Below are 26290 nucleotides of genomic sequence, written 5' to 3'. Positions count from 1 at the left end.
ATGGGTGATATCCGCGAATGGGAAAACCTTGCTAATAAAGAACTCAACCGACGAGGAAAAAAAGTCGAAGACTTAGTCACTAAAACAGCGGAAGGTATTGCAGTCAAACCGCTGTATACCGCCAGCGACCTGGATGGGTTAGAAGTCACGGGCTCCCTTCCCGGCATGGCACCTTATGTCAGAGGGCCAAGAGCCACAATGTATGCAGCGCAACCCTGGACTATTCGCCAATATGCAGGGTTTTCAACCGCTAAAGAGTCAAATGCCTTTTATCGCAGAAATCTGGCTGCGGGGCAAAAAGGGCTTTCAGTTGCCTTTGACCTGGCCACACACCGCGGTTACGACTCCGACAACCCACGCGTTTCTGGTGATGTTGGGAAAGCGGGGGTGGCAATTGATAGCGTCGAAGATATGAAAGTCTTATTCGACCAAATCCCACTGGATAAAATGTCAGTCTCAATGACCATGAATGGCGCCGTGCTGCCCATTATGGCGTTTTACATTGTCGCCGCTGAAGAACAAGGTGTGGCTCCGGCGCTACTGACCGGTACTATTCAAAACGATATTCTAAAAGAATATTTGTGCCGCAATACCTATATTTATCCGCCAAAACCCTCCATGCGCATTATTTCAGACATTATTGCGTGGAGTTCACAAAATATGCCGCGCTTTAACACCATTAGTATCAGTGGCTACCACATGGGGGAAGCCGGGGCTAACTGTGTACAACAAGTAGCCTTTACTATCGCCGATGGCATTGAATACATCAAAGCCGCGTTGAAAGCCGGTTTAAATATCGATGACTTTGCCCCGCGCCTCTCCTTCTTCTTCGGCATTGGCATGGATTTGTTTATGAATATCGCCATGTTACGTGCTGCGCGCTATCTCTGGAGTGAAGCGGTAAGCCAATTTGGTGCCACTGATCCTAAATCTTTGGCGCTACGCACCCATTGCCAAACATCAGGCTGGAGTCTGACCGAGCAAGACCCTTATAACAATATCATTCGCACCACCATTGAAGCGCTGGGAGCAACCCTCGGCGGCACCCAATCTTTGCATACCAATGCTTTTGATGAAGCCCTCGGCTTACCCACTGATTTCTCAGCACGTATTGCGCGTAACACGCAAATCATCATTCAAGAAGAGTCAGAAATTTGCCGCACCATTGACCCATTAGCAGGCTCATATTTTGTCGAGTCACTGACCGATCAAATGGTCAAACAAGCACGCAAAATCATTCAACAAATTGATGATGTGGGCGGAATGGCCAAAGCGATTGAGGTCGGGCTGCCCAAACGCATGATTGAAGAAGCCTCTGCGGGTGAACAATCACTTATTGATCAAGGCAAGCGCGTTATTGTCGGAGTGAATAAATACAAACTAGAGCAGGAAGCGGAAACGCCAGTGTTGGAAATCGACAACGTCAAAGTGCGCAATGAACAAATTGCCCAGTTGAAAGATATCCGCGCCCGTCGTGACAATACGGCAGTGCAACAGGCATTAACACGGTTGCGCCATGCCGCCGGACACAATGAAAACCTGTTGGAAGCAGCAGTTCAAGCTGCACGATTACGGGCAACATTAGGGGAGATTTCAGATGCCATGGAGACCGAGTTTGACCGCTATCTGGTACCAAGCGAGTGCGTGACCGGGGTCATTGCCCACAGCTATCATCAAAATGAAAACGACGCACAAGAATTTGACCAAATTCTCGCACAAACTCAGCACTTCCTCGACCAAAATGGCCGCCACCCAAGAATACTGATTGCCAAGATGGGCCAGGATGGCCACGACCGTGGCGCGAAAGTGATTGCCAGTGCCTATTCTGATCTTGGCTTTGATGTCGATCTTAGCCCCATGTTCTCGACACCGGAAGAAATCGCCCGACTGGCTGTTGAGAATGATGTCCATGTCATTGGTGCGTCATCATTGGCAGCCGGCCATAAAACCTTGATTCCTGAATTGGTCGAGGCATTACGCCAATATAACCGCCAGGATATCTGCGTGATAGCAGGCGGTGTCATTCCTCCACAAGACTACGCCTTCTTACGTGAGCGCGGTGTTGCCGCTATTTATGGGCCAGGTACCCCGATGTTAGCCAGCGTGCGTGATGTCTTAAAACTGATCAGTACCCGTCATGATTAATGCCGACAATCTGGATGATTACATCCAGCGTTTACGCCGAGGAGAGCGGGCTGCACTGGCGCAAGCCATGACACTGGCTGAAAGCACCCTGCCCCGACATCAAGAATTAAGTGCCCGGCTACTGGACAGCATCATGCCCTACACCGGGCAAGCCAAACGACTTGGCGTCACCGGTACCCCGGGGGCAGGAAAAAGCACTTTTCTTGAAGCGCTGGGAGAGGAGTTGTTGGCACAAGGCCACAAAGTGGCGGTGATAGCCGTCGATCCCAGCAGCCCGGTCAGCGGCGGCAGCATTTTGGGCGATAAAACCCGCATGCTGAATTTATCGCGTGCTGAGCATGCGTTTGTCCGCCCCGTCCCCTCCAGAGGGCACCTTGGCGGTATCAGTCAGAGTACCCGCGAACTGATTTTACTTTGTGAAGCCGCGGGTTATGACATCGTTATTGTTGAAACCGTCGGGGTTGGGCAATCGGAGACGGAAGTCGCCGCGATGGTGGACTGCTTTCTCTCACTGCAAATTGCCGGAGGAGGAGATGATCTGCAAGGTATTAAGAAAGGCATTATGGAAATGGCTGATTTTATCGTCATCAATAAAGATGATGGCGAGAATCATATCAATGTCGATATTGCCCGCCACATGTATCACAGCGCACTGAATATCATCCGCCGAAAATATCCGGCATGGCAACCCCGCGTACTGAGCTGTAGCGCCCTGGAAAAACGGGGAATTCGCGAGGTTTGGCAGGCAATACAGACCTTTTGGCCGGTGATGACCCAAAGCGGGCAGTTGGCAACCTTACGTCAGCAACAGAATGTAGATTGGGTTCGCCACCAAATCGAGGTCAACGCACTGGCAGCCCTGTTTTCCCGCCCCGACATCCACCAGCACTATCAGCAAATGGAAGTCCTGCTGCAACAAAATCAAATTTCGCCGCGGGCCGGCATTAGCGCTGTCACTCATTTTATTACGCAAAAAATTTTTAATTAAAGGGATAACCATTATGTCTTATCAGTATGTCAAAGTGTTGATTGCCAATCGGGTTGGCATTATTGAGTTCAACCACGCCCGCAAGTTGAACGCATTAAGTAAAGTGTTTATGGATGATTTGATGTTAGCGCTGCATGACCTCAATAAAACCGATATCCGTTGCATTATTTTGCGCGCCGCCGAAGGCTCAAAAGTGTTCTCTGCCGGCCATGATATCCACGAACTTCCCACCGGCCGACGTGATCCCCTTTCCTATGACGACCCGCTACGCCAAATCACCCGCGTTATCCAAAAATATCCTAAACCGATCATCTCAATGGTTGAAGGCAGTGTCTGGGGCGGCGCATTCGAGATGATCATGAGTTCAGATATTATTATTGCTTGTAATAACTCGACCTTTTCCATGACTCCCGTGAATTTGGGTGTGCCATATAACCTGGTGGGTATCCACAACCTTATCCGGGATGCGGGTTTTCACATTGTCAAAGAACTGATTTTTACTGCCGCACCTATCACTGCCGAGCGCGCCTTATCCGTGGGCATTCTCAATCATGTGGTTGAGCCCAGCGAACTGGAAGATTTTACCCTGAAACTGGCGCACGTTATTTCTGAAAAAGCGCCGCTGGCGATTGCCGTGATCAAAGAAGAACTGCGTGTTTTAGGGGAAGCCCATACCATGAATTCCGATGAATTTGAACGCATTCAAGGCATGCGCCGCGCGGTTTACGACAGCAATGACTACCAAGAGGGCATGAGCGCCTTTATGGAGAAACGTAAACCTAACTTTCTTGGACGTTAACCCTCGCAGCTAAGGATTTCTCTATGAAACGGTCATATTGCAGATTGACGGCTGATGAGGCCGCCGAGTGTATCGAGCATGGGAATATGGTGGTGTTCAGTGGTTTTACCCCGGCGGGATCACCCAAAGTGCTGCCCGCGGCCATTGCCAAACGCGCTATAGCGCACCACCAACAGCAGAAAGAGTTTCAAATCCGCTTGCTGACTGGCGCATCAATCAGTGCTCAGGCTGATGATGAATTAGCCGCCGCCGAGGCTGTAGTCTGGCGTGCGCCTTATCAAACCGCCTCACTATTGCGGGAAAAAATTAATCAGGGCTCGGTCAGCTTTGTTGATTTGCACCTGAGTGAAGTGGCGCAAATGGTTAACTACGGTTTCTTTGGTGATATTGACGTGGCGGTGATTGAGGCCTCAGCCATCACCGCCGATGGGAAAGTTTATCTCACCAGTGGCATTGGTAACTCACCGGTCTTTTTGCATAAAGCCAAGAAAATCATCATCGAATTAAATCATTATCACAGCCCTAGGGTCGCAGAATTGGCCGATATTGTTATGCTGGGTGCGCCTCCTCGACGCAATACTCTGCCGATATTCCATACTCTGGATAAGGTGGGCCAACCTTATGTACAGGTTGATCCAGCCAAGATTGTCGGCATTGTCGAAACTGAGCTACCGGATGCCAGTAATAGCCTTGATCGCGAAAATCCATTGTGCGAGAAAATTGCCGATAATGTGGTGAGTTTCTTGCTGAATGAACTGAAATTAGGCCGTATTCCGCCCGAGTTTCTTCCGCTGCAAAGCGGAGTCGGTAATATCAATAATGCGGTGATGAAACGCCTTGGGGAAAATCCCGACATTCCGCCGTTTATGATGTACTCAGAGGTTTTACAGGAATCGGTGGTGCAGTTGCTAGAGACCGAAAAAGTACTGGGTGTCAGTGCCTCGAGCTTAACCATTTCACCTGCCACACTGAAAAAAATCTATGACAATATGGACTTTTTCTCCAGCCGAATCGTTTTGCGTCCACAAGAGATTTCTAACAACCCGGAAATCATTCGCCGGTTAGGCGTTATTGCCCTCAATGTGGGATTGGAGTTTGATATTTATGGTCATGCCAATTCCACCCATGTAGCGGGCACCGAATTGGTTAATGGTATTGGCGGCAGTGGCGATTTTGAGCGCAATGCCTATCTATCTATCTTTATGGCTCCCTCCATCGTCAAAGGAGGAAAAGTCTCCACCATTGTGCCAATGTGTACTCATGTTGACCACAGTGAACACAGTGTCAAAGTTATTGTTACCGAACAAGGCGTTGCGGATTTACGCGGCTTGTCGCCGATGCAACGCGCAGTGACGATTATCAATCACTGCGCCCATCCGATGTATCGCGACTATTTGCATCAATACCTGGCACAGGCCAAAGGGGGGCATTTACATCACGACCTGACCCAGGCATTTCGGCTACATCAAAACTTATTTGAATATGGTTCCATGCTGGCGCCTTAATCGCCATCACGATCCGAATGGATATAGCCCATGACTTGTTCTATATGGTGATTATTCTTGATTGAATAGAGATACTCGCGCATATACATGGGCTGATTTGGCGCATCGAAATATTTAAGTTTTGCTGGATTCACTAACCGATAAGCAAACTGTGGGACGACGGTCAGAAATTGCCCCTGCTCAACCGCACTGATTTTTGCCATAAAACTGTAAGGGCGATAAATAATAGTCGGGTTAATCCCATTGGAACGGAAATGCGCATCTAATAAGGATTCAAAATTAGCCCGATTCTGAAACCGCATTTGCAACCACGGCAGCGTATTCAGAAGTTCCAACGATTGGCAATTTTCAAAACGACGCGAAACTAAAAAGCCGAGTCGCAGTAATGGCAGCTCCGTGGTTTGTAAACTATCAATATGCGTCACCCGGGGGGAAGCCTGTTGCGGTGAAATAATGAAATCCACCCGCCTGTCGAGTAAATCATCTATCACACTGTTTTCACTGAACTCGAAAGGCTGAGCCGTCACCCCATCATACTTATCACTGAGGCTGAATAACTGATCAAAAATGATGGTGGGATAGGTGTTATCAATGCCAATAACGATATTTTTCTGCCGCTGAGACAGTGAGACAATGGTATTATCAATCGCCGATAGCCGTTGATAAATAGGGAATAATTCTTGATAAAGTTCCTGACCTGCTTTGTTTAAACTGATGCTCTTTTCATTTCGAGTAAACAGCGCATATCCCACCAATTCTTCCAGGGCCGCAATACTCTTACCAAAAGGTGAAGCGGTCATATGTAATTTTTCTGCCGCTTTCGCCATGCTGTTGGTTTGGGCCAAAATAATAAAATTACGCATTTTTTTTGAAATAAAAACGTTCATGACTTGACTGATGTAAGAGAGGGAATAGGGCTACAGCATAAGGGAATCAACACAGCAATATTGTGAGTGCAGGATAACTATTGCATCTCACCTGACATAAAATTCTGTCAGTAAACTCATTTTTAAATTTCAGATAGATTAATAGCAAAGGCCCAAAATTATGGGCCTTTTCATTATGGTGCAGCAAAAAAGAGGGGCCGCTAATCTTGTTACCCCTGAGCCATCAATCCTAATAGTTTAATCACAAAATAGAACACTACACCGATGACCAATGGCAGAATATATAAGGTAAAGAACTGCAAAAAGATAGTGTGATGTGGTAGAACGATTTTTTCTTCCAATTGCTCACGACTACGCCCTTCACTGCCCTTCGCCTGCTCTAAAATCATTTGGTCTTCAATACCTTCGCGTATATGCCGTACTTGCCGTGACATGCGCGCACCCGATGCCTGTAATGACAAACCCACGAAAATCAGCATATAAATAATAAAGAACATGATGTTCGATGCTGAGAACCCTTGTTCGAAATCAGGTACTGGCGAGTTGTACCAGAAGATATCCAGAAAAGTCGTGTTAAAGCGGATCATATCGGTCATTACATGGATAAAATCCAGCATAACCGCATTAATCCCTGTGCTTTTTTGACTATATTGATAGGCAAAATTGATAATTGAAATCAATGTTGACAGCAGCGCTGGAATAAATACGAGCCACCCGGCTATCCGTTTGATGATAGCGACACGCCCAGCCTGTTGATAGGTCATGACTTCTCCTTGTAAATACCACAACTTATGTAGCTTTAGTTTACCCGCTACACCCCGATCTTGTGCAGAATTTTGTGAATGTTATTACGATTCATGCAAACTCAAGCCTAGCTCATCCAGCGCAATATCATTAAGTTAATAAATTATACCGTAAGAAAGACAGAGAATTGTGTTCTGGCAGTTCAATCACCATGAACCAATGATAGAGTGTTCAATCGGTAGCTAGAAACCAAACAGGAGAAATAATAAATGGCGACCCCTCACGCAATTAAGGCCGCAATTTTCGATATGGACGGCTTGCTCATTGATTCGGAACCGTTATGGCTACAGGCTGAACTTGATATTTTCACCGAGCTGGGGCTGGATACCTCGTCGAGAGACTCCCTGCCCGATACTCTTGGATTGCGCATTGATTTAGTGGTGAAGCTTTGGTTCCAGTCCATGCCTTGGCAGGGGCCAAGTCAGGCAGAAGTTTGCAAACGTATTATTGCCCGAGCGATAGATTTAGTGGAAGAGACCAAACCGGTTTTGCCCGGCGTGCAATATGCACTGGAGCTGTGCCGCGCCCAAGGGCTAAAAATTGGTCTGGCATCAGCTTCGCCGCTGCATATGCAAAAACGTGTCCTGGCGATGTTAAATATTGAAAAATACTTCGACCGTCTGGTATCAGCAGAATACCTGCCGCACAGCAAACCACATCCTGAAGTATATTTGAATGCTGCATCTGAGCTGGGTGTCGATCCCCTAGAATGTGTCACGCTGGAAGATTCAGTCAATGGGATGATTGCCACCAAAGCGGCACGTATGCGCTCTATTGTCATCCCTTCAGTTGAATACCGAGCCGACCCTCGTTGGGTATTAGCGGATATACAGTTGGAGTCATTAGAACAATTACGTAAAGAAGATATTTCGTAACTGTCGATTAAGTCACAATAGATTGTGGTGACGAAGATATGACTTCCTGCGGGTGACTGTTGTATTAATAAAGGCGGTTGGCGTTGATACCCAGCCGCCTGAATATGTTTTACAGGAAATCATCCCGTTTGGGATTGAAGGTGTCGATCAAAATACTATTGTCTTCCAGTGATACGGCTCCATGCATCTCGTTCTTAACCGCACGATAAGCATCACCCGCTTTCAAAATACGTTTCTGTCCTTCAATTTCCACTTCAAAACTACCTGCCGCAACATAAGCAATCTGGTCGTGAATATCATGCTTATGCGCAACACCAATTGCGCCCTTATCAAAGTGAACGCAGACCATCATCAGATCATCGCTCCAGGTCATGACCTTGCGTTTAATACCATTACCTAACTCTTCCCAAGGCGTTTCATCATTAATAAAGAACATCTTCATTGTTTCTCCTCATTATTATGCAAAATGGTTCTGGTGTAACCTAGTCACAGTTTTACGCTGAATTCGGCCCATTCTACGGCCAAAATCCACAGTTTGAACATTATTAATCCAAAAATCATGACACCCCTCAAAAAATAATAAAACATCATTTCATTTTTATTGAATTAACTTCCCGCAAATACTATCATCACCACATCAAAAGAAACACCGGTCCGAACCGAAAGAGAGGCACCGACATGCAAACTCGTCAAAGCATTCATAGCGACCACGCCAGGCAACTCGATACTGCAGGTCTGCGTCGTGAATTTCTGATTGAAAATATTTTTGTTTCAGATGAATACACAATGACCTATAGCCACATCGACCGAATCATTGTGGGCGGTATTTTGCCGGTCGAGAAAACAGTCAGCATTGGTGATGAAGTGGGCAAGCAGTTAGGTGTGAGTTACTTTCTGGAGCGCCGGGAACTGGGTGTTATCAATATTGGCGGGCCGGGCCTTATCACTGTTGATGGACTGGTTTATGAAATCGGTAATGAAGAAGCACTGTATGTAGGAAAAGGCGCTATAGAAGTCACCTTTAGTAGCCTTGAAAGCAGCAAACCGGCCAAGTTTTACTACAACAGCGCGCCGGCGCATACCCCTTATCCCAATAAGAAAATCACACTGGCAGAGGCTGCACCGCAAACATTGGGTGATGACGCGACCAGTAATCGTCGCACTATCAATAAATACATCGTGCCCGATGTGTTGCCAACCTGCCAACTGACCATGGGGTTGACCAAGCTGGCGCCCGGCAATCTCTGGAACACGATGCCCTGTCATACCCATGACCGCCGCATGGAAGTGTATTTCTACTTTGATATGGACGAAGAAACAGCCGTCTTCCACATGATGGGCCAGGCGCAGGAAACTCGCCATTTGCTGGTTCATAACGAGCAGGCAGTTATTTCACCAAGTTGGTCTATCCATTCAGGTGTAGGCACTAAACGTTACACCTTCATCTGGGGCATGGTCGGTGAAAACCAGGTCTTCGGTGATATGGACCACATTGCCGTTAGCGAACTGCGCTAAATGTTTGTCAACGGCGTTAAGCATCACCCTACCAAAGCCGTCCTTTGGGCGGTTTTCTCCCCAATATTATAATCGCGGTACTCTTTGGCCGCCTTGAGAGAGATGTTAGCTATGATCTTAGATTCCTTTGAGTTAAAGGGTAAAATTGCTCTGGTTACCGGCTGTGATACGGGTTTGGGCCAAGGCATGGCGATTGGTTTAGCCGAAGCGGGTTGTGACATTGTTGGTGTGAATATTGTTGAGCCAAAAGAAACCATCGAGAAAGTGACTGCCTTGGGTCGCCGCTTCTTAAGCCTGACGGCTGATCTGAGCAAAATCGATGGTATCCCTGCCCTGTTAGAACGCGCCATCGCTGAATTTGGCCGAATCGATATCCTGGTCAATAACGCCGGTATTATCCGCCGCGAAGATGCAATCAATTTCAGCGAAAAGGACTGGGATGATGTGATGAACGTGAATATCAAAACAGTGTTCTTTATGTCTCAGGCGGTTGCCAAGCAATTTATCAAGCAAGGCACTGGCGGCAAAATCATCAACGTAGCGTCGATGCTGTCTTACCAAGGCGGTATCCGTGTTCCTTCTTATACGGCATCGAAAAGTGCGGTAATGGGTGTGACTCGTCTGTTAGCAAACGAATGGGCTAAACACGGCATCAACGTGAACGCAGTGGCACCAGGTTACATGGCAACCAACAACACCCAACAGCTGCGCAAAGATGAAGAACGTAGCAAAGAGATTCTTGATCGCATCCCAGCAGGCCGCTGGGGCTTGCCTGATGACCTGAAAGGTCCTGTCGTCTTCCTGGCATCCAAAGCATCTGACTATATCAGTGGTTACACGATCGCTGTTGATGGCGGTTGGTTGGCTCGCTAAATCAGTAAATATCACTAATTTGAGTTAAGGATTATTTCCTACGGTTATTCGCCATATTCCAGCTCAAAACTCTATTGAGGCACAACATCAGTTGTGCCTTTTTTATTACTTATTTATCAAATAGTTAACAAACAGATCTTTACCAAGAATCTTGCCAAAACTGCAAAAATAAAAAATTCAAAACAACGTTCCGACTCCGATCACACTTTTGTCATTCGCCCAATGACTCGCCAGTAAATACAAATATAATAGATTGAAACGATGTTTCTATTTATAAGGAACTGTAAACCGGTTCCAACCTAACATTTCTATGATGGGGTTACGGTGATGGATTTTGTAGGCAACATTAAAGGCAGCGACGCGTTGATGATTAACTGGCTCAGTGCTATCAGAAGCTATGTTGATTTAGTCCAGTCTGTGAGCCACAGCAATCAGAACCCAACCCCACTGATGGCCGATGGTTTTGATGTCCTGACTCACCAACCTGTGGCCTGGAAATTCCCAGATGGTCGTAATATTCCGATATCTAACTTTGCCAGTCAACAAAACTGGCTACGGACACTGGATGCGCTCAGCCTGGTCACACAGGATCCGCAATATCATCAACAAGCGCGGGTACAAAGCCGCTATTTCATGCAACACGGTGTTCATGAGCAAAGTGGGCTGTTTTATTGGGGTGGCCATCGTTTCCTGAATCTGGACACATTGAAAACTGAAGGCCCAGAGTCGAAAGCGCAAGTGCATGAACTTAAACATCATCTGCCTTATTACGACTTACTGCTCAGTGTCGACCGGGAAAAAACACTTAATTTCCTACAGGGTTTCTGGCATGCCCATGTTGAAGACTGGCAAACGCTGGATCTCGGCCGCCACGGCAGTTACGAAAAACAACGCGACCCACATGTTTTCACTCATGCGCGCCATGATGTGGTTAAACCTGAAGCCTTGCCGCAGTTACCTGAAACCAAAGGCCTGACCTTTGTTAATGCAGGTACAGATCTCATTTACGCTGCATATAAATATACTGAGTACACCGGCGACATCGCGGCGGCTGCTTGGGGCAAACATTTATACCGTCAATACGTTTTGGCCCGTAATCCTGAAACAGGGCTGCCGGTTTACCAATTCAGTTCGCCACAACAACGCCGGCCAATACCGGAAGATGATAACCAAACCCAATCCTGGTATGGCGACCGTGCCAAGCGCCAGTTCGGCCCTGAGTTTGGTGAAATTGCCCGTGAAGCCAATGTCTTGTTCCGTGATATGCGGCCATTACTGATTGATAACCCCTTAGCAATGCTGGATATCTTGCGCCAACAGCCGGATGCAGAAGTTATACAATGGGTGATTGATGGGTTAAAAAATTACTATCGTTTCGCCTATGACGTCGAGAGTAATACATTGCGCCCGTTATGGAACGATGGACAGGATATGAGCGGCTATGTCTTACAGCGTGATGGCTATTATGGCGCTAAAGGTAAGGTTATCTCGCCATTCCCATTAGAAGTAGATTACTTGCTGCCACTGGTTCGAGCCTGGCGAGCCAGTGAAGATGACGAGCTGCTGGATTTGATTGCGGTATTACTGCACCGCTGGCAGTTAGCTGAATTAAACAAACAACAACGTAGTGCAGCACTGATGGATGGCAAAAAACCAGCCGCCTCCCCTTATCTGCTAATGGCCTTAGTTGAACTGGCTGAGCATTGCCAATGCAGCCAATTATTTGCATTAGCCTGGAAAATAGGGAATGACTTATTCCAACAACATTTCCACCGCGGCCTGTTTGTCGAATCAGCGGAACACCGTTATTTCCGTATCGACAATCCGATTGCATTAGCTTTATTAACCTTGATTGCCGCGAAACAGAATAAATTGGCAGCAATACCTCAATTTATTACCAATGGTGGTTACATCCATGGAGATTATCGGGTGAACGGAGAAAGCCGCACTCTGTATGACGTCGATTTTATTTATCCGACACTTTTGAATCAGTAGTTTTATTTATCTTTCATGTTATTAAAAATAGGTAAGCATTATGAATGAAAACAGAATGCTGGGGTTAGCCTATATATCACCTTATATAATAGGGTTGATAATATTCACGGCTTTCCCCTTTGTATCATCTTTCTTTCTCAGTTTTACTGAGTATGACCTAATGAACCCTCCCGTTTATAACGGGATCGAGAATTACCGTCATATGTTCCTGGAAGATGATTTATTCTGGAAATCCATGGGCGTCACTTTCGCTTATGTATTTCTGACTATTCCATTAAAATTAGCATTTGCTCTGGGGATCGCTTTTGTACTGAACTTTAAATTACGTGGTATTGGCTTCTTCCGTACCGCATTCTATATTCCGTCAATTCTTGGCAGCAGCGTAGCGATTGCGGTGTTATGGCGTGCCCTATTTGCCATTGATGGCCTGCTTAATGGCTTTATTGGCGTGTTAGGCTTTGACCCTGTTAACTGGCTGGGAGAGCCAGCGCTGGCACTGACATCTGTGACATTACTGCGTGTTTGGCAGTTTGGTTCTGCCATGGTTATCTTCCTGGCCGCATTGCAGAACGTCCCACAGTCACAATATGAAGCTGCCATGATTGATGGTGCCTCTAAATGGCAAATGTTTATGAAAGTGACCGTGCCACTGATTACACCGGTTATTTTCTTCAACTTTATTATGCAAACCACACAGGCCTTCCAGGAATTTACCGCGCCTTATGTCATAACCGGTGGTGGGCCAACCCATTACACCTACTTATTCTCGCTATATATATATGATACGGCGTTTAAATACTTTGATATGGGATATGGCGCTGCACTGGCCTGGATATTATTCCTGGTAGTCGCTCTCTTTGCCTCAATTGCATTTAAATCTTCTAAATATTGGGTCTTCTACTCCGCCGATAAAGGAGGAAAAAATGACTGACGTACAAAACTCCCACCAGAAGAAATTAGATCTGGCGCAGGATATTGCTGATGCGGAAATTAGCCGCACCTTGCGTAAAGCTAAAGTCAGTGCCATTTTCCGCTACGTTATTTTGATTATTGTCGGATTGATGATGCTCTACCCCTTGCTGTGGATGTTCTCAGCTGCTTTTAAACCTAATAATGAAATTTTCACTACATTAGGATTATGGCCAGAACACCCTACGCGGGATGGTTTCGTTAACGGTTGGAAAACCGGTACGGAATATAATTTCGGTCACTACATGCTTAACACCTTTAAGTTTGTTATCCCGAAAGTCATTCTGACCATTATATCTTCCACCATCGTGGCGTATGGCTTTGCACGCTTTGAAATTCCATGGAAGAAATTCTGGTTCGCAACATTAATCACCACCATGTTGCTGCCAAGCACCGTGTTATTGATTCCTCAATACATTATGTTCCGTGAAATGGGCATGCTGAATAGCTACATGCCGCTGTATCTGCCATTGGCGTTCGCTACACAAGGGTTCTTCGTCTTCATGCTTATCCAGTTCCTGCGCGGTGTTCCCCGCGATATGGAAGAGGCGGCACAAATCGACGGATGTAACTCCTTCCAAGTGTTGTGGTACGTGGTAGTGCCAATCTTGAAGCCGGCCATTATCTCCGTGGCATTGTTCCAGTTCATGTGGTCAATGAACGACTTTATCGGCCCACTGATTTACGTCTACAGCGTAGATAAGTACCCGATAGCGCTGGCTCTTAAGATGTCAATTGACGTGACCGAAGGCGCACCTTGGAACGAAATTCTGGCAATGGCAAGCATCTCCATTCTGCCGTCCATCATTGTTTTCTTCCTGGCTCAACGCTACTTCGTGCAAGGCGTAACCAGCAGCGGAATTAAAGGTTAATAGAGGATTTATCATGGCTGAAGTCATTTTCAATAAATTAGGCAAAGTTTACTCCAACGGTTTCCGCGCAGTTCATGGCATTGATCTGAAGATCCATGATGGCGAGTTTATGGTGATTGTTGGTCCATCCGGCTGTGCTAAATCCACTACCCTGCGTATGTTGGCTGGGCTGGAAACTATCAGTGATGGTGAAGTGCGAATTGGTGATCGGGTGGTCAATAATCTGGCACCAAAATCACGTGGTATCGCCATGGTGTTCCAGAACTATGCGCTGTATCCGCACATGACCGTGAAAGAGAACCTGGCTTTTGGCTTGAAGTTGAGCAAATTGCCAAAAGATCAAATTGAAACACAAGTTGCTGAAGCAGCGAAAATTTTGGAACTTGAAGACTTACTTGACCGCTTGCCGCGTCAGTTGTCTGGTGGCCAGGCACAGCGTGTGGCTGTTGGCCGCGCCATTGTTAAAAAACCCGATGTATTTTTGTTCGATGAGCCTTTATCAAATCTGGATGCCAAGCTGCGCGCCTCTATGCGTATTCGTATCTCGGATTTACATAAGCAGTTGAAGAAAAGCGGTAAAGCAGCAACCACAGTTTACGTTACCCACGACCAAACTGAAGCAATGACCATGGGTGACCGCATCTGTGTGATGAAACTGGGCCACATTATGCAAGTTGATACCCCAGATAATCTCTATCACTACCCTACCAATATGTTTGTTGCCGGTTTTATCGGCGCGCCGGAAATGAATATCAAACCGAGCACGCTGGTAGAAAAAGAGGGGAAAGTTGGCCTGACAGTCGGTCAATACACCCTGGTATTGAATGAAAGACAGCAAGCCAAAGTCGCTGCCCACGCCGGGGAAAAAGTGTTCTTTGGTGTACGTCCTGAGTTCGTCAGCATGTCTATGAATCCATTTACTGATAATCACTCACAAGGTGAATTGGTCCGTGTGGAAAACATGGGTCACGAATTCTTCATGTATATCAAAGTTGATGACTTTGAGCTGACCTGTCGTCTGCCGTCTGACGAAGCACGACCTATTATCGAAAATGGTCTGCATCGCACCGTGTACTTCCAGTTTGATATGGATAAATGCCATATCTTTGATGCAAAAACAGAAAAAAATATCTCTCTTTAACAGGAGCAGTACCCAATGAAAAAAGCGATCCTACACACGCTGATAGCATCCACTCTGGCACTATTATCACATCAAGCCTTTGCCGCGCAGGATGAAGTTAATTTACGTATGTCATGGTGGGGCGGGAATGGTCGTCACCAGGTAACGTTGAAAGCATTAGAAGAGTTCCATAAGCAACATCCGAATATTAATGTTAAAGCAGAATACACCGGTTGGGATGGTCATTTATCTCGTCTGACAACACAGATTGCCGGTGGTACTGAACCCGATGTCATGCAAACTAACTGGAACTGGTTGCCTATTTTCTCTAAAGATGGCACTGGCTTCTATAATTTGTTTAGCGTAAAAGAGCAATTAGATTTAGCACAATTTGATCCCAAAGAACTGCAACAAACTACCGTTAATGGCAAGTTGAATGGTATTCCAATTTCAGTTACTGCTCGTATTTTCTATTTCAATGATGCGACCTGGGCTAAAGCTGGTTTAGAATATCCTAAGACTTGGGATGAGTTACTTGCGGCAGGTAAAGTATTTAAAGAAAAACTGGGTGACCAATATTATCCAGTGGTATTAGAGCATCAGGATACTTTAGCGTTAATCCGTTCTTATATGACGCAAAAATACAATATTCCTACTATCGATGAAGCTAATAAGAAATTTGCTTATTCGCCAGAGCAGTGGGTTGAGTTCTTTACCATGTATAAAACCATGGTAGATAATCATGTTATGCCATCCACCAAATACTATGCTTCATTCGGCAAGAGCAATATGTATGAAATGAAGCCGTGGATTAATGGTGAGTGGGCGGGTACTTATATGTGGAATTCCACCATAACCAAGTATTCCGATAACCTGACCAAACCTGCCAAATTGGTGCTTGGTCCATACCCAATGTTGCCAGGGGCAAAAGATGCCGGTTTATTCTTTAAACCAGCACAGATGCTTTCTATTGGTAAATCAACTAAGTACCCACAAGAAAGTGCGATGCTAATCAACTTCTTACTTAACAGTAAAGAAGGGGTTGAAGCATTAGGTCTGGAGCGTGGCGTACCATTGAGTGCTACAGCGGTGACTCAATTGCGTGCCAGTGGCGTAATTAAAGATGAAGATCCTTCTGTTGCCGGTTTAAATATGGCTCTGGAATTGCCACATAAAATGACAACTTCACCATACTTTGATGACCCGCAAATTGTTTCACTATTCGGTGATGCAATTCAATATATCGATTATGGTCAGAAGACCGTACAAGAAACTGCAGAATACTTTAACAAACAAGGTGATCGTATTCTGAAACGCGCCATGCGCTAATAAATTAATTTAATTTAACTTAAGTCTTCATTAAACCCTGCCATTAACTTGGTAGGGTTCTTTTGTATACCCATCAAATAATAGACAATTAGATAGACATCACAATTTAATATCTGTTTAAAAAAATAATCATCAAGACAGATCTGGATCACACAAATATTTATTAATGTAAATAGAATATGCATTCACAATATTTGAAACATCGTTTCTTTGTTTGTGAAATTGCTTTCTGGTCGTGTGTTGATTTTTATAGATTTGTTAATAACTTTTGATTTAAATAACCATAACCCTGGGATTATATAAAAATGAAATTTAAATTACTGACTCTGGCAGTGGCATCTGTAATCAGCTTTAGTTCTGTTGCAACAACAATTGACTACCGGCATGAAATGAAAGATACAACTAAATCTGATCATAAAGATCGGTTATTAATTTCCAACCGTTTTGCTAATGGCTTTGGTTTATCATTAGAAGGTAAATGGGGCCAGCACAGCTCTGACACCACACCGAATAAACCTTTCAATGAGCAAGTGAGTAATGGCACCGAAGTGGTTGCCAGCTATGTTTATCAGTTCAATAAAACATTCCAATTGGAGCCTGGTTTCTCATTGGAATCTTCTTCTGATTCTAATAACTACCGCCCTTACCTGCGCGGTAAAGTATCCTTTACTGATGACTTCTCAACATCACTGCGTTATCGCCCATATTACAAGCGTAACCAGCCAGCTCAGACTAAAGCAACAGAGAAAGGCCACGAGTTCACAATGCTCTTTGCCTACAACTTCTTGAAAAACTATTCAGCAGAATATGAATTGAACTACAAGAAATCCGAAGACGAAATTCTGGCCAATAAAGAGAAAGAAGAATGGAGTCATGACCTGAAAGTCGCTTACAAATGGGATAAAAACTGGAAGCCATATGTTGCCATCGGCAATGTTGCTGGCAGCAAAACCACTGACGAGCGTCAAACTCGTTACCGTGTAGGTGTTCAGTACAGCTTCTAAGTTCTGACCTTACCATATAACTGTTGTCGTTCGTGAACGTGTAGTTATTAATACCCTCATCATTATTTGTTAATTATGCCCATACCCGTATTACTTTGGGGAAAAGCTGACTCCCGGTCACTTTTCCCCTTTTTTTGGTTTATCTTTTTGTAAGTGTGGTTGTAGCGCAGTCGCCTTCCAAACCCGGTCTCACTATTTCAGCCCAAAGCTCGATGTTTTCATTGCAAAGCCTCAGGTTAGCTTACTCTTTCTTATTCCACGTAAAATGAGATATTTAGTTACAGCGTAACGGCTATTCATGTCATTAAAAATCTCATATACTGGATAAATCAACAGCTACAGATTCGGAATTCAAGTATGACAGGGGAAGGACACCTTATTTTTTCTGTCGCCTGCGTTATTTTTGCCAAAAAAGTTGGCCTCACGCCTGAACTGGCACATGGCGATTGGTGGCATATTATCCCTGGCGCCCTGTTAACCTCCTTGCTGCCAGATATCGATCACCCCAAATCAATCCTTGGTCAGCGGTTAAAGTGGATATCTACACCGATTGCCCGGGCATTTGGCCATCGGGGGTTCACTCATAGCCTGTTGGCCGTCATTGGCGGTATCGCTCTATTTCAAATGGATATTTCTCGCGATTGGATAATTCCCGCAGATGCGTTCCACGCGATGATTGTTGGCTATTTCAGTCATCTGTTAGCCGATATGATTACGCCTGCGGGTGTCCCGCTCTTATGGCCGTGCCGTTGGCGTTTTACTATTCCGCTATTGCGTCCACAAAAAGGTAATCAATTAGAACGCGTATTATGTGTTCTATTAGTTTGTTTTTCCGTCTATTGGCAAACTGACACCACATTCTCCCTGCAATCCTATATGGAACAATTGAAAAATTTTAGACTGTGATCACACTTTAATGGGTAAACAATCATCAGATTGTATATATTCCATACAAATCATAGCAAAAATTTATATAACATTCTTTTTGGATATAAGTAGCCTTTCTTAGTAGCTGCTAACATACGCAGCTAATTGCGCAGTTGACTGTGCTTGGCTCTATTCTGGGCAAAAATAGAATTAGAATATGCAGCTAGTATTTAAAATAATAATTTGGAGATTTGGGGATGAACCTACCGCTTGTGATTAATGTGCTGTTATTCGTGGCACTGCTATTACTATTGGCACAAACTCGGCATAAACAATGGAGTCTGTCCAAGAAAGTCTTGGTGGGTCTGGGACTGGGTGTGCTCTTTGGTCTGGGCCTGCAATGGGTCTATGGCGCAGACAATCCAGTGCTGAAAGAGTCTATTACTTGGTTTAATATCGTGGGTAATGGCTATGTGCAATTACTGCAAATGATTGTTATGCCATTGGTATTTGCCTCAATCTTGAGCGCCGTGGCCAAACTGCATAATGCCTCATCTCTGGGTAAAATCAGTGTATTGACCATTGGTACATTACTATTCACCACTTTAATCGCGGCACTGGTGGGCGTGTTGGTCACCAACTTGTTTGGCTTAACGGCCGATGGTTTGGTACAAGGAACACAAGAGTCAGCACGTTTGAGTGCTATCGAAAGCAATTATCTCGGAAAAGTGACTGACCTGACCGTTCCTCAGTTAGTGTTGTCCTTTATTCCGAAAAATCCGTTTGCCGATTTGACCGGCGCTAGCCCAACCTCAATCATCAGTGTAGTTATTTTTGCCACATTCCTGGGAATAGCTTCCCTGCAATTACTAAAAGATGATGTAGCGAAAGGCGAGCGCGTGCTGGTGGCTATCGATACGCTGCAAGCCTGGGTGATGAAACTCGTCCGTCTGGTGATGAAACTGACCCCTTACGGCGTATTGGCATTGATGACTAAAGTGGTTGCTGGTTCTAATATTCAAGACATCATTAAGCTAGGCAGCTTTGTTGTTGCCTCTTATCTTGGCTTGGCGATTATGTTTGTGGTGCATGGTGTGCTGTTGTCTTTCACCGGCATCAACCCATTGAAGTTTTTCCGTAAAGTTTGGCCGGTACTGACGTTTGCCTTTACCAGCCGTTCCAGTGCTGCCAGTATCCCACTGAATGTTGAAGCACAAACCCGCCGTTTGGGTGTACCTGAATCTATCGCCAGCTTCTCAGCTTCCTTCGGTGCGACTATCGGCCAAAATGGTTGTGCGGGGCTTTATCCTGCAATGCTCGCCGTAATGGTGGCACCCACTGTTGGGATTAACCCATTAGATCCAGTATGGATTGCGACACTGGTCGGCATTGTCACCATCAGTTCAGCCGGTGTTGCTGGCGTTGGCGGTGGCGCGACCTTCGCAGCACTTATTGTATTACCTGCTCTGGGCTTACCGGTCACTCTGGTTGCTTTACTTATCTCTGTTGAGCCATTGATTGATATGGGACGTACAGCATTGAATGTTAGCGGTTCAATGACAGCCGGTACCATTACCAGTCAATTGATGAAGCAAACAGATAAAGAAATTCTTAACAGTGACGATGATGGCGATTTAGCCCATCAATAAATATGGCTAGTGATCAAAGGGTTACCGCACCTAGGGGCACTCCGGTGGCTTACGCACTTGTATTTGAAACTAAGAGCGACCCCAACGGCACGATTCCCCTTCATTTGATTTTGTCAGCTTTTAGAGCCAGTCATCCGTGACTGGCTTTTTGTTTTTAAACCACTAGCTGGAAACTGTGCCTCACAGCTTCAAGGATGTAGGGAATCCCCAAAAGCATTGAGGTTGCAGGTAGGCAGCAAATGAACGAGTCCCGATGAGCTTACTCAAGTAAGTGATTAGGGTGAGTAAATGCAGCTAACACCCCTGCGGCTTCAAGGATGAAGGGGACGATATTTTTCGACCAATGCCAATGCAATAGCCTCCGTTTCTACATCCGGTAGACCGCTGAAATCTTGTGCTCTGAAGTGCATTTGAAAGGCTTTGATTACTTGCCGGGTTTCATCATCCAATTCGCCACTTTGTGGGATCTGATAACCGTAGCGTGCCAGCGTTTGTTGAATAATACTGACAGATGCCATGTCATGCTTATTGCGCCCACCCATGTATTTTGTGACTGTCGCGTCGTCTGGCCACGCTCCAATACCCTGTGTCGCTAAGCGTTTCCAGGGAAACAGCGGGCCAGGGTCAGACTTTCTCAGCGGTGCTATATCACTATGAGCAACGACATTAGCTGGGTCGATATTATAACGCTCAACAATGTCCTTGGTTAGCCGCTCAATTAATTCAATCTGTGATTCGTTGTAAGGGTACCATTCTCTACGTAACATCCGCTCAGTGAAGCCCATATTGACGATTTCAATACCTATAGAGGTATCATTGAGGCTATTTCGCCCCTGCCAATAGCTGACCCCGGCATGCCATGCGCGCTGCGACTCGGGAACCAGCTGTAAAACAACCGGTTTACCATCAAGACTATCGGGGTGCATTTTCACCAGATAATGAGCACTAACGTCCCCCTTAGTCAGCAATCTCAGGGATTCGGCGTCATCTGTTGCTGTATAGTGCAAAACCAAGAACCTAACCCGCTCATTCTTAGCAACAGAGGGGTAACTGGTATCAACTTTATACTCACCGCGGTCGATCAATTTATGCGAACTGTCATGCTGGAGACTACTACAACCGGCCAACAGCAGTAATGACACCGTGCTTAATAACTTCCTCATTCCCTTTCTCCCTATAATTATACTTAAGCACAGTTATAGTGAACCTATAGAATTAAATGAGCCATCAACAGTATATTTAAATAATAACTAATATCATCGGATAATACTCAAACTCCGAGATCTACTCATATGAACGTTAAACGACTTATCTATCAATAAAAAACGGCTCCTGTAAGAGGAGCCGTTTGGGATGGGAAGGAATAAATAGTTATAATTAACAGCTGATTAAAAACATAAAATAATTATACTGTATTTACTCTAATAGAAAGATCCCTCAGAAAGGATAATCGCGATAACCCATCTGCTCTGAAATATTGCGCGCTGCACGATGCAAAGATTTCACAATGTCGCTTTTGCTGTCTTCAGAGAAACGTAATGTCGGATATGAAATACTCAAGCCCGCAATCACCACACCAAAACGATCGAAAACAGGGACAGCGATACAACGTAAACCTTCTTCTTGTTCTTCAACATCTTCGCCGAAGCCTTGCTCACGTACCTGGTCTAACACCGGCAACAGTGCTGCCGCGCTATCCAGAGTATGTTTGGTGCTACGGGTAAATTCGATATGAGACAAGATCTCTTCTACTTCACCACGGTCACGCCATGCCAGTAACACTTTACCAATGGCAGTACTGTGCAATGGATTACGACGACCAATACGGGAATGCATCCGTAGGTTATACATGGAATCGATTTTATGGATATAAACGATGCTGTCTTCATCCAACGCGCCCAAGTGAATAGTTTCACGAGTTTCATTGGATAATTCACGCATTTGTATATCTGCACTACGGATCAAATCGACATTTTGTAGTGCTTTCGCCCCTAACTCAAATAACTTCAGGGTCAGGGAGTATTTCTCTGATTCGCCTTCCTGTGCAACATAGCCCAAGGATTTCATGGTCTGTAGGAAGCGGTACACTGTACTCTTAGGCATCATTACACGTTGAGAAAGCTCGGTAATACCTATTTCCCGTTCTTCACCCAATGCTTGTAAGATGCCAAAAACTTTCAGAACCGACGAAACAGAGTCGGGCTGTTTATCTAAATCTGCAATAGCCATTTTTTGGTTACCCTACTCAGTTTTCTGTGTTTCATAAAACAATTTGTTTTAAAAAAAATAGAACAGTGGTTTTATTATAAAGGGAAGTCGCGAGACTGTGCAATAAACCAATGTGAATAATCGGATAAAAGCCTTGCAGACAGCAAATTAGCCTCTTTCCAAGAAAGAGGCTAGTGCAAAATTCAATTATTTCCAGACTGATTCAGGCAATGTGGCTAAATAGAGTGCTGGTTTACCGTGAACATCAGAGGTAAAGAGGATTTGCTTATCATCGGGTGTAAAGGATGGATGTGGATGTGTTACCTGGCGGTCGCCTTCAAACACCTTCCATGAGGTGTCGTGGCGAGCAACGCGATGTTGGGTGCCATTTTTCATATTGAAAACATACAGGAAAGGATCGTTTTCAATCTTATAACCGCTATCGTCTTGTACATCTACCGGCGCATCAGAACCATCACCCACCATCAACGAACCATCATAGTTGCTCATCAGATGTGAACACGCCGGCATTGAGGTCAGTTGACGATTTTCTAACGTCTCTGGATCAGCACTATAAATGAAGCGATCTGGGCTGCCTTTCAGGTAAGAAACATACACCAGTTCTGAACCATCTGGCACCCAGAATTCATGAGTACAGCTTTCGCCTTCAGCATGGGTTTTCACCTTGCGCATATTCGTACCATCTTCATTGATTAGCCACATCCGGGCATCAACCAAGTCGTGTGGTCCTTCATGGCAAAATGCCACGGTGTTGTCATCATAAGGACGGTAAATTGGGTGACCGAGCCATTGATTCTCTTGCAAAATAACAGTGGATTCGCCGGTTTTAAGATCAACACGCATCAAGCGACAGCAAGGTTTAGTGAAATAAAACTCATGGAATTTCTTCCAATCCGTCAACGGCACCCAATCTTCGCGTTTGATTTCAATACCGACCAGTTTGGTGCAATCGGAATTTGCCACCCAAGTGCCGTAACCGACCCACTCGTCCGGTACCTGATAAACCACATTTTCTTCCAATGTGGCGAGCTCAACACGCATCAAATTGCGGCCATCTTTAACATAGAACAGCGCATCGTCATCCGGTGATAAGAAACCACCAAAGGTATTGTCGCCGCGCCCTTCTGTCAGTTGTGTCGCCACCTGAGTGTTAAGATCCAGCAAGTAGTAGTTCCACGGACCATCAAAAGCGCCGCCGAACAACAACTTACTACCATCACGAGTGAAACACTTTTGATAGAAATAGTTACGGTGGCAAGTCACATCAGGAGGCGTCAGCCGTGTAACTTGTGCACCGGTAGAGGCATCCTGATAAGTATGAAATGTCAGGGGGATTTGTTTACCTTTAGCCATCCGGAAAGTCCTTAGAATCATCAGAGAATTAAAATTTGCCAGCAGGAGAACCTGTTCGGCTAATACCACCTCACATTATAGAAACGATGTTTCATTTTTCCGTGATCGCGGTTCTATTTTTACTGATTTTAATAAATTACGGTCATTATCAGCTTGTTAATCAAGATTGGCAGGGCGTTTTTCGACCAAGACTTTCTATTGAGGACACACCGAGTCGTAAAAATGACCTTTTACAAATAACCCTGCCCCTAGGGATGCATTCAAGCACAATAGTCGTTAGCATAGAATGATTCACCTACCTTATTATTTCTAAAGATAAAATCTATGACCCCATCCGCAACCGATGGAATGCCGGTTCCACAGCGCTATGCCGCCGTAGTCGTTATTGCTTTAGGTATTATGATAGCGGTGCTTGACGGCACTATCGCGAATGTCGCATTGCCGACCATTGCCCGTGACCTCAATGCCAGCCCAGCGACTTCCATTTGGGTGGTCAATGCCTATCAGTTAGCTATTACCGTATCTTTGCTTTCGATGGCCTCACTGGGCGATATCATTGGTTATCGCCGAGTTTATCAGGCTGGTTTGCTGGTATTCAGTGTGACATCGCTGTTTTGCGCCCTGTCCGATTCCTTATGGACGCTGACTTTTGCGCGAGTACTACAAGGGTTAGGTGCCGCCGCCTTGATGAGTGTGAATACCGCCCTGATTCGAATTATTTATCCCAAAGCACAGTTAGGTCGCGGTATCGGTATTAATGCATTGATTGTGGCAGTCTCTGCCGCCGCCGGACCAACCATTGCAGCAGCAGTATTGTCAGTTGCATCCTGGCAGTGGCTATTTGCCATTAACGTACCGATAGGCCTGATTGCCTGGGGGCTGGGTATGAAATTCTTGCCAGCCAATAATATGAAAAGCAACGGTAACCGTTTTGATGTCATCAGTAGCATTATGAATGCACTGACATTTGGTTTACTGATAACCGCCATCAGTGGTTTTGCTCAAGAGCAAAGCCCGACACTGATTGCCGCTGAGGTGATAGCATTGCTGGTCATCGGCTTTTTCTTTGTACGCCGCCAACTCAGCCAGCCCTTCCCATTATTACCGGTCGATTTACTGCGCATTCCTATTTTTGCTTTGTCGATCGGAACATCAGTTTGCTCCTTTGCCGCTGTAGCGCGTCGCGTAAATTGAGAAATTGAGCCACGTAAATTGATAATTGCATCAGGCATCTGATTTTATCATTTCATATGGCTCAAATGACGGTTTATGCCGGGATTGCAGGCCAGTCGATATTGGGTGCTTTTGTTACATCAACGCGATTTAGCAACACACGATAAACTTTCCACTCTTTCAAGTCCGCCACTTCATGATCTGTCGCCATACCCAAACTAACAGCATCCTCCAGTGTGGCTATCTTGTCAGCGGCCTCGCGTTGACGCTGCGACAACTCATCACGAGCAGCACTCACTGCTACTGCTGATACCGCCTCCTCGTCTGTGATCCAATTTTTGCCGTTCCATTTATCGAAGGGGGTTGCCGGAGCCTCAGGGGTGAGACCCTGCCCTAATTTTCCAATCTGGATCACTGTTTCCGGCTGTCCAGTATTAGTGCTATAAACCGTCTGCCCGCGATAGTCCGGTAACTTTTCCCATGCAGTCCCATCTACCGAGCGTACAATAGCCAAACCAGTCGCTGACTCTGGAGGGGGATCAGCAAAACAGAAGGCGGGCAAACCCACACCTTCTGGCAAGTATTCCGATGATGTCTGCTGATATTCTCGCTGTACTGGATCGATGTTGTAGACCGTGAACCACCCCGCAGCAACAGCCAGTCCCGTATCATCTAACTCTGTAATCGGTAAGTTGTTATTATCGACATTCATTATGCTGCTCTCACGATGAAATTAAAGGCGATGTTACGCGGACGAATATACCAACGGGTACGCGGGCCATTACTGGCATTGCCCGTCATATTGGCCACCCCGCCGAGAACTCCCGAATTAAACTCACTTTCACCACTGCCTAATACAATGCCGGTAGACACCGTATTATTTTCAACGTTGGGCTGTATCCACGTTGCGGCCTGAGCCGTCAGCAATCCGCGTCCGCTATCCACTCCACGGCCATCATCCCAACCTCGTATAAACTCACCACGCAGGTCGGGCAACACGCCCGAAGGATAGGCAACGGCCAGTTGCGGGTATTGTGTTTTGCTAAAGGCTGCACCGTTACATTTTAACCAACCTTGCGGCGCTGTCGCTGTAGGCCAGGGAAGTGGTACACCTACGGGAACCACGTTAGCGCTATCGGCGATGATTTTTTTGATTGCCGTGGACAATTGGGTTCGGTCAGCCTTGTTCGGGGCTATCGCAGCGTCTACCAGGACGTTTAAAAGCTCGGCCTGGATCTGATTAAACCAGTCTTGTCCTGGATAACTCGGTGACTGATTTGTACCGCCTTCAGTAAACCAGAGCGGTGTGGGGCTGGTCTTGGGAGCGATAGCAGGCATT

The 26290-nt window shown here is 45.7% G+C and carries 23 protein-coding genes and 1 pseudogene; 16 read left to right on the top strand and 8 right to left on the bottom strand.

Annotated elements, in window-relative coordinates:
• From scpA to ACF3VQ_RS09550, 4 genes are read left to right on the top strand one after another with little or no spacing between them, the layout of a single operon-like run.
• Positions 1-2145: a methylmalonyl-CoA mutase gene (gene scpA, locus ACF3VQ_RS09565; protein WP_392435004.1), complete on the top strand. Its 2145-nt coding sequence runs from the start codon at positions 1-3 to the stop codon at positions 2143-2145.
• Entirely contained in the window at positions 2138-3133 is a 996-nt protein-coding gene (gene meaB / locus ACF3VQ_RS09560; protein WP_392435003.1) for a methylmalonyl Co-A mutase-associated GTPase MeaB, read from the top strand. Before scpA ends, meaB begins: the two co-directional genes overlap by 8 nt.
• A 13-nt stretch (positions 3134-3146) precedes the next feature.
• Positions 3147-3932 (top strand): methylmalonyl-CoA decarboxylase, encoded by a 786-nt coding sequence (gene scpB / locus ACF3VQ_RS09555; protein WP_392435001.1) that lies wholly within the window; start codon positions 3147-3149, stop codon positions 3930-3932.
• Between the two features lie 23 nt (positions 3933-3955).
• Entirely contained in the window at positions 3956-5437 is a 1482-nt protein-coding gene (locus ACF3VQ_RS09550) for a succinate CoA transferase (RefSeq protein ID WP_392434999.1), read from the top strand.
• Here ACF3VQ_RS09550 and ACF3VQ_RS09545 read toward each other — a convergent pair.
• Complete coding sequence (locus tag ACF3VQ_RS09545; protein WP_392434997.1) at positions 5434-6324, bottom strand: LysR family transcriptional regulator; 891 nt, start codon at positions 6322-6324, stop codon at positions 5434-5436. The two genes, ACF3VQ_RS09550 and ACF3VQ_RS09545, sit on opposite strands and share 4 nt — an antisense overlap.
• A 209-nt stretch (positions 6325-6533) precedes the next feature.
• A complete protein-coding gene (locus tag ACF3VQ_RS09540) occupies positions 6534-7088 on the bottom strand; it encodes a YniB family protein (protein ID WP_392434995.1) in 555 nt (184 codons plus the stop codon).
• 249 nt (positions 7089-7337) lie between these two features.
• Between ACF3VQ_RS09540 and hxpB the strand changes: the two genes are divergently transcribed.
• Entirely contained in the window at positions 7338-8003 is a 666-nt protein-coding gene (gene hxpB / locus ACF3VQ_RS09535; protein WP_392434993.1) for a hexitol phosphatase HxpB, read from the top strand.
• 109 nt (positions 8004-8112) lie between these two features.
• On the opposite strand, the gene ACF3VQ_RS09530 is transcribed toward hxpB, so the two are convergent.
• Entirely contained in the window at positions 8113-8445 is a 333-nt protein-coding gene (locus ACF3VQ_RS09530) for a cupin domain-containing protein (RefSeq protein WP_005170147.1), read from the bottom strand.
• Between the two features lie 236 nt (positions 8446-8681).
• On the opposite strand from ACF3VQ_RS09530, the gene kduI reads away from it, so the two are divergent.
• From kduI to ACF3VQ_RS09480, 10 genes are all read left to right on the top strand, one after another.
• Positions 8682-9518 carry a 5-dehydro-4-deoxy-D-glucuronate isomerase gene (gene kduI / locus ACF3VQ_RS09525; RefSeq protein ID WP_392434992.1) on the top strand — a complete coding sequence of 279 codons (837 nt, stop codon included), beginning with the start codon at positions 8682-8684 and terminating at the stop codon, positions 9516-9518.
• A 111-nt stretch (positions 9519-9629) separates the two neighbouring features.
• Entirely contained in the window at positions 9630-10391 is a 762-nt protein-coding gene (kduD, locus tag ACF3VQ_RS09520) for a 2-dehydro-3-deoxy-D-gluconate 5-dehydrogenase KduD (protein WP_392434990.1), read from the top strand.
• 327 nt (positions 10392-10718) lie between these two features.
• Entirely contained in the window at positions 10719-12386 is a 1668-nt protein-coding gene (locus tag ACF3VQ_RS09515) for a pectate lyase (RefSeq protein WP_392435511.1), read from the top strand.
• 40 nt (positions 12387-12426) lie between these two features.
• Positions 12427-13317 carry a carbohydrate ABC transporter permease gene (locus tag ACF3VQ_RS09510; protein WP_005161668.1) on the top strand — a complete coding sequence of 297 codons (891 nt, stop codon included), beginning with the start codon at positions 12427-12429 and terminating at the stop codon, positions 13315-13317.
• Complete coding sequence (locus tag ACF3VQ_RS09505; protein WP_005161693.1) at positions 13310-14227, top strand: carbohydrate ABC transporter permease; 918 nt, start codon at positions 13310-13312, stop codon at positions 14225-14227. The genes ACF3VQ_RS09510 and ACF3VQ_RS09505 overlap by 8 nt, the downstream gene beginning before the upstream one ends.
• Before the next feature lie 13 nt (positions 14228-14240).
• Positions 14241-15368, top strand: coding sequence for an ABC transporter ATP-binding protein (locus ACF3VQ_RS09500; protein WP_005161697.1), 1128 nt, complete (start codon positions 14241-14243; stop codon positions 15366-15368).
• A gap of 15 nt (positions 15369-15383) precedes the next feature.
• Entirely contained in the window at positions 15384-16676 is a 1293-nt protein-coding gene (locus ACF3VQ_RS09495) for an ABC transporter substrate-binding protein (RefSeq protein ID WP_019079274.1), read from the top strand.
• A 305-nt stretch (positions 16677-16981) separates the two neighbouring features.
• On the top strand, positions 16982-17680 hold the full coding sequence (locus ACF3VQ_RS09490) for an oligogalacturonate-specific porin KdgM family protein (RefSeq protein ID WP_392434987.1): 699 nt from the start codon (positions 16982-16984) through the stop codon (positions 17678-17680).
• Between the two features lie 357 nt (positions 17681-18037).
• Entirely contained in the window at positions 18038-18586 is a 549-nt protein-coding gene (locus ACF3VQ_RS09485) for a metal-dependent hydrolase (RefSeq protein WP_392434985.1), read from the top strand.
• Between the two features lie 218 nt (positions 18587-18804).
• Positions 18805-20196, top strand: coding sequence for an L-cystine transporter (locus ACF3VQ_RS09480; protein WP_392434983.1), 1392 nt, complete (start codon positions 18805-18807; stop codon positions 20194-20196).
• A gap of 311 nt (positions 20197-20507) precedes the next feature.
• Here ACF3VQ_RS09480 and ACF3VQ_RS09475 read toward each other — a convergent pair whose 3' ends face one another.
• From ACF3VQ_RS09475 to ogl, 3 genes are all read right to left on the bottom strand, one after another.
• Positions 20508-21359 carry an N-acetylmuramoyl-L-alanine amidase gene (locus tag ACF3VQ_RS09475; protein WP_392434981.1) on the bottom strand — a complete coding sequence of 284 codons (852 nt, stop codon included), beginning with the start codon at positions 21357-21359 and terminating at the stop codon, positions 20508-20510.
• Positions 21360-21633: 274 nt separating this feature from the next.
• Positions 21634-22425: a DNA-binding transcriptional regulator KdgR gene (kdgR, locus tag ACF3VQ_RS09470; protein WP_005164952.1), complete on the bottom strand. Its 792-nt coding sequence runs from the start codon at positions 22423-22425 to the stop codon at positions 21634-21636.
• A 186-nt stretch (positions 22426-22611) separates the two neighbouring features.
• Positions 22612-23778 (bottom strand): oligogalacturonate lyase, encoded by a 1167-nt coding sequence (ogl, locus tag ACF3VQ_RS09465; protein ID WP_392434979.1) that lies wholly within the window; start codon positions 23776-23778, stop codon positions 22612-22614.
• 324 nt (positions 23779-24102) lie between these two features.
• Between ogl and ACF3VQ_RS09460 the strand changes: the two are divergent.
• Positions 24103-24951: pseudogene (locus ACF3VQ_RS09460) on the top strand (MFS transporter); the annotation flags it as partial.
• A gap of 94 nt (positions 24952-25045) precedes the next feature.
• Here ACF3VQ_RS09460 and ACF3VQ_RS09455 read toward each other — a convergent pair.
• On the bottom strand, positions 25046-25663 hold the full coding sequence (locus tag ACF3VQ_RS09455; RefSeq protein WP_392434977.1) for a tail fiber assembly protein: 618 nt from the start codon (positions 25661-25663) through the stop codon (positions 25046-25048).
• Positions 25663-26289: a phage tail protein gene (locus ACF3VQ_RS09450; RefSeq protein ID WP_392435509.1), complete on the bottom strand. Its 627-nt coding sequence runs from the start codon at positions 26287-26289 to the stop codon at positions 25663-25665. The genes ACF3VQ_RS09455 and ACF3VQ_RS09450 overlap by 1 nt, the downstream gene beginning before the upstream one ends.
• Position 26290: the final 1 nt, after the last annotated feature.

It is taken from the genome of Yersinia fenwicki, from assembly GCF_043099325.1.
Taxonomy (GTDB): Bacteria; Pseudomonadota; Gammaproteobacteria; order Enterobacterales; family Enterobacteriaceae; genus Yersinia.
This window is presented reverse-complemented; position numbering and strand designations above follow the sequence as displayed.